The 4,674-nt window shown below is 32.6% G+C and carries 5 protein-coding genes and 1 pseudogene; all 6 read right to left on the minus strand.

Translation table 11 applies throughout. From position 1 onward, the window contains the following. Nucleotides 1-746 (minus strand): annotated as a pseudogene (locus tag Q0410_RS05205) (hypothetical protein); the annotation flags it as partial. Nucleotides 747-754: 8 nt separating this feature from the next. Beyond that, nucleotides 755-1,396, minus strand: coding sequence for an FtsX-like permease family protein (locus Q0410_RS05210; RefSeq protein ID WP_299033820.1), 642 nt, complete (start codon nt 1,394-1,396; stop codon nt 755-757). Beyond that, complete coding sequence (locus tag Q0410_RS05215; protein WP_299033823.1) at nt 1,383-2,141, minus strand: ABC transporter ATP-binding protein; 759 nt, start codon at nt 2,139-2,141, stop codon at nt 1,383-1,385. Before Q0410_RS05215 ends, Q0410_RS05210 begins: the two co-directional genes overlap by 14 nt. Nucleotides 2,142-2,221: 80 nt before the next feature. Continuing rightward, entirely contained in the window at nt 2,222-3,163 is a 942-nt protein-coding gene (locus Q0410_RS05220; RefSeq protein ID WP_299033826.1) for a sensor histidine kinase, read from the minus strand. After that, nucleotides 3,150-3,824 carry a response regulator transcription factor gene (locus tag Q0410_RS05225; RefSeq protein WP_299033829.1) on the minus strand — a complete coding sequence of 225 codons (675 nt, stop codon included), beginning with the start codon at nt 3,822-3,824 and terminating at the stop codon, nt 3,150-3,152. The genes Q0410_RS05220 and Q0410_RS05225 overlap by 14 nt, the downstream gene beginning before the upstream one ends. A 64-nt stretch (nt 3,825-3,888) precedes the next feature. Beyond that, the coding region (locus Q0410_RS05230; RefSeq protein ID WP_299033832.1) for an ABC transporter ATP-binding protein at nt 3,889-4,674 on the minus strand (786 nt) is incomplete at its 5' end.

Below are 4,674 nucleotides of genomic sequence, written 5' to 3' on the forward strand. Positions count from 1 at the left end.
TCTATAATTAGGTTTTTATCCAAGTTTTTAACTATCACATAATAAAAATCAAACATGTAGGACACTATGGAATTATTTCCAGAATTTTTATATGGATAATCCTTAATATCTGCCTTTTTCTTTAATTTTTTACCATTAATATCAAGCTCTGATAACTCGGCCAACTTAGGATCTTTATAGAGTAAAAACTCCCCATCTTTTAAATTGGAAGCTTCTGGTATTGATTCGCCATTAACTTCCACAAGGATACCAAAGGCCTTTCCATCAAGATCATTTGGATTTTTAAAGGCGTAAGATTGGTCACTGGTCTTAATATTTTGTCCATCTTTTTCAAAAGCAAGTACAGCTTTGTAATCTTGAATATTTTTTGCTTCCAAATTATTTTCTTTGATGATTTTTTTAACCTGGTCTATTGAGTATTCATCCTCAGAAGCTAAGCCCACTGCTCTTGGATACTGTCTAGAACCTATATCCTCAACACTCCTATAAAGGGCTAGGGCTGATGATAATAAAATAATTGCAGCTGTAGACATGATTGTAATTGAAGCAAGACCCTTGGCATTTGACCTTAACCTAAAAATAAGGCTTGAAACCGAAATAAATCTTTCAGTCTTGTAATAAGATTTTGAAGCCTTCATCAATTTTAAAATCACTATAGAAAGTGAAGAGAAAAGGAAAAATGTTCCTATCATTACAAGAATAACTGCCAAGGAAAAGTAGGCAAGAGCCCTTAAAGGATTGTCCATGGTTTGGGCTATAAATATCCAGACCCAAGCAAAGCTATTGCGATAATTGCACTTAAAACCATACCCCTTGGTCTTTTAAACGTCTTTTCTTCCTTAAATAAATCAAGAATTGATTTTCTTTTTATTTTTATAATTCTAGTCAATAAAATTAGCAGGGAAATTCCTGCAAAAACCAAAAAGCTACTTATATAAGCATTTTTAGCAAAACTTAGATAAAAATTTCCTTCTACTAACATAAGTTTTAAAAAAGTAGTTTCTAACAATTTATATATGACTGTAGCAGATATTATACCTATTAAATATCCTAAAGCCGATATTATTAATGATTCTAAGGCTAAGATTTTTGAAAGATGTTTTTTATCAAGGCCTAAAATCGCATAGAGGGAAACCTCCTTAAGTCTTTTGTTTAATAAAAAACCATCTGAATAATATAAAAATATCAGCGAAAAAATCCCCATTACATAAACTGCAATCTGAAGTACTGGTCTCACACTTGTGATTTTGTAAAATTGGTCAAGACTAGGTGAATTTATCAAAAGCAGAATCGAAGTCAATGAAAACACCATAAATCCATAAATCAAAATATATGGAAGATAGACTTCCTTATTTTTTCTAATCCCATCTAGGGCAAGGCGCTTAGTGAGTTTCATTTTTGGCCGCCCTTAGAAAGTTTAATGAATCTGAAATTCTCTTATAAAACTGATCCCTGCTATCGTCTGCCTTATAAATTTCATTAAAAATCTTGCCGTCCCTGATAAATAAAACTCTTTTAGCAAAGGATGCTGCTATATTTGAGTGGGTCACCATGAGAATAGTATTTCCCTCAGCATTTATTTTTTCAAAATAATTTAACAAATCTTCGCTAGATGAGGAATCGAGTTGTCCTGTTGGTTCATCTGCCAAAATTATTTTTGGATTTATAATCAAGGCCCTCGCCACAGCCACCCTTTGCTTTTGGCCACCAGATATTTCTACCGGATACTTATTTAAAAGTTCAGCAATTCCAAGCTTATTAACAATAGGCATAAGCTTATGATCAAAATTTTCTGGATTTTCTTCCCTTAAAACCAATGGCAAAAGGATATTTTCCCTCACATCAAAATTATCTAAAAGATTAAAATCCTGGAAGATATAGCCAAAATTATCCCTCCTAAAATCTGACTTTTCCTTATCAGAAAGAGATAAAATTTCTTCTCCATCAAGGAAAATTTGTCCGCTTGTTTCCTTATCAATTAGGGAAATGATATTTAAAAGTGTAGTCTTTCCTGATCCAGACTCGCCCATGATTGCAAGGAAGTCACCATCTTCGACTTTCAAATTCACATCCCTTAGGGCAGTCACAGCATTTTCTGAATTTTCCTTATAAATTTTTCTTAAGTTTTTTATTTCTAACATATTTTCACCTCTCATAATATAATTATAAAGGCTTTATAAAAATAAGTCCCTTTGCCCAGCTTACAAAGAGACTTACTTTCTTACAATTTTGTAAGTTTTGGGAAAGATATCATAATTTTTGTAAATTTTTCCTCTTCTGATTCAATTTTTATTCCTAAATTTAGGTTCTTACCAATTGATTTTACAAGATAAAGTCCAAGCCCAGTTGAAGAAGCAAACTTTCTGCCATTTTTACCTGTATATCCCATTTCAAATACTCTAGGTAAGTCAGAGGACTTAATTCCAATTCCATTATCTTCTATTACAAGCAAATTATTTTCAAAATATATTTTTATCTCCCCAGCTGTTCTAGTATATTTTAAAGCGTTATTTAAAAGCTGACTGATAATAAAACCTAGCCATTTTTCGTCACTTATAGTCATAAATCCAAGGTCGCCCACATCCAAGCTAATTTTTTTGGAAATAAAATCGTAAGACTTTTCTCTGATTATTTCCTTGACCAAAGGTTCAATTCTTACTTCCTTAAAGACATAGTCGTTGGTTTTTGAATTGTACCTTACAAAGCCAAGGAGAATGTTTAAATAATCTTCAATCCTCTTATTATTTTTTATAAGTAATTCAAGGTCTGGCTGATTATCAGCTAAGATGAGCTTGTTTTCAGCAACAGGAGTCTTTATTTCATGAACCCACAGCCCATAAAAATCCTTCATATCACCTTCCATTTTATTATAGGCAAGTAAGAGGTCTTTGTATTTTTTATCAAGATTTTCTAATTCTTCTAGAATTATCCTATCCCTCTGGCTTGGATTTTTTGAAATTTCTCTAAAAGTAAGATTTTCTTTATTAAAATACTTATAAAGAAAATAGGATAAGAAAACAAAGAGGTTTATGAAAAAACCATAAATAACTGGAAATTTTTCTAGGTCGTAAGTAAAAAATACCAGCAAATAAGTAAGATTAATTATAAAAAAGAAAATAAAAGATACCTTATTTTCTTCCAAAAAATCATTAATCCTCGACATAATAACCCAATCCCTGCTTGGTTTTTATAAAATCATCTACCCCAAGCTCTGACAAAGACTTTCTTAACCTAGAAATATTAACTGTTAGAGTATTATCGTCAATGTAAATATCTGTTGACCACAAACTTGTCATAAGCCTATCTCTAGAGACAACATTGCCCTTATTTACCATAAGGGTTTCTAGGATTTTAAATTCATTTTTAGATAGGTCAAGACTCTTTTCGCCAAAAATAAGAGTCATGGACTTTAAATCTAGGATTAGCCCTTTAATTTCAAGCCTGGATAAACTTTCCTTATAATCGTAAGTTCTTCTTAAAAGTGCCTTGATTTTTGCAAGTAAAAGGTCCATTTCAAAGGGTTTACTCACAAAATCATCTGCTCCCATTTCCATGGCCATAATTTTATTCATGGTATCTTCCTTTGAGGATAAAAATATTATAGGCACATTTGAAATATCACGAATTTTCCTTGTCCAAAAATATCCATCATAGAATGGAAGACCAATATCCATAACCACAAGGTCCGGCTTTTCCCCTTTAAAAATATCAAAAACTCTTTCAAAATTATCTGCAAGGATAACTCTAAAGCCCCATTTTTCAAGCTCAGTTTTTAATTTTTCTGAAATAATCTGGCTATCATCAACCACAAATATCTTAAACATACAATCTCCTAAAATTATTATGACACAAAAACCTCCCAATCCTAAGTGGAATGAGAGGTCTTATTTAATCAAGTTCAAGCTTACCGGTATAAAGTTGCCAGTAGGTTCCCTTTTCTTTTATTAATTTTTCGTGATTACCACGTTCTATTATCCTACCATTATCCATAACCATGATTACATCAGAGTTTTGAATGGTTGATAGTCTGTGGGCTATAACTATAGAAGTTGATCCTGTCATTAGATTATCCATAGCTTCTGTTACATCTTTTTCTGTAGCAGTATCTATAGATGAAGTTGCCTCGTCTAGAATTAACATGGCAGGTTCTGCTATAGCTGCTCTTGATATTGAAATCAGCTGGTTTTGACCGTCTGATAGGCTTGAACCATCTCCCTTAATCTCAGTGTTATAGTTTTCTGGGAGTCTTTTTATAAAGGAATCTGCTCCAGAAAGTCTAGCAGCCGACTTAATGTCCTCATCCGATGCTCTTAATCTTCCGTATTTGATATTACCTTCAATGGTATCCGTAAAGAGATTTACTTCCTGAAGAACCATACCAAAGGCACGTCTAAGGGCATCTTTTTTGATATCTCTTACATCTATATCATCTACCAGGATTGATCCATTATCTATTTCATAAAATCTGGTTATAACGTTGGTTATGGTAGTCTTACCTGCTCCAGTTGATCCTACAAAGGCAATTTTTTCTCCTGGCTCTGCATAAAAAGATACATCTTTAAGGATTTGGTTTCTACCATCGTAGGAGAAGTCTACATGTTTAAACTCAAGTCTTCCGCGGAGCATCTTGTAGTGTCTTCTATCTCCATCATCCCACATCCAAGCATAACGGCC

The sequence above is a fragment of the uncultured Anaerococcus sp. genome, assembly GCF_937934665.1.
Taxonomy (GTDB): domain Bacteria; phylum Bacillota; class Clostridia; order Tissierellales; family Peptoniphilaceae; genus Anaerococcus.

Excerpts from the sequence above, each read along its gene's own strand:
- Q0410_RS05210 (WP_299033820.1), bottom strand. The coding sequence starts at position 1,396 with ATGAAACTCACTAAGCGCCTTGCCCTAGATGGGATTAGAAAAAATAAG.
- Q0410_RS05215 (WP_299033823.1), bottom strand. The coding sequence starts at position 2,141 with ATGTTAGAAATAAAAAACTTAAGAAAAATTTATAAGGAAAATTCAGAA.
- Q0410_RS05220 (WP_299033826.1), bottom strand. The coding sequence starts at position 3,163 with ATGTCGAGGATTAATGATTTTTTGGAAGAAAATAAGGTATCTTTTATT.
- Q0410_RS05225 (WP_299033829.1), bottom strand. The coding sequence starts at position 3,824 with ATGTTTAAGATATTTGTGGTTGATGATAGCCAGATTATTTCAGAAAAA.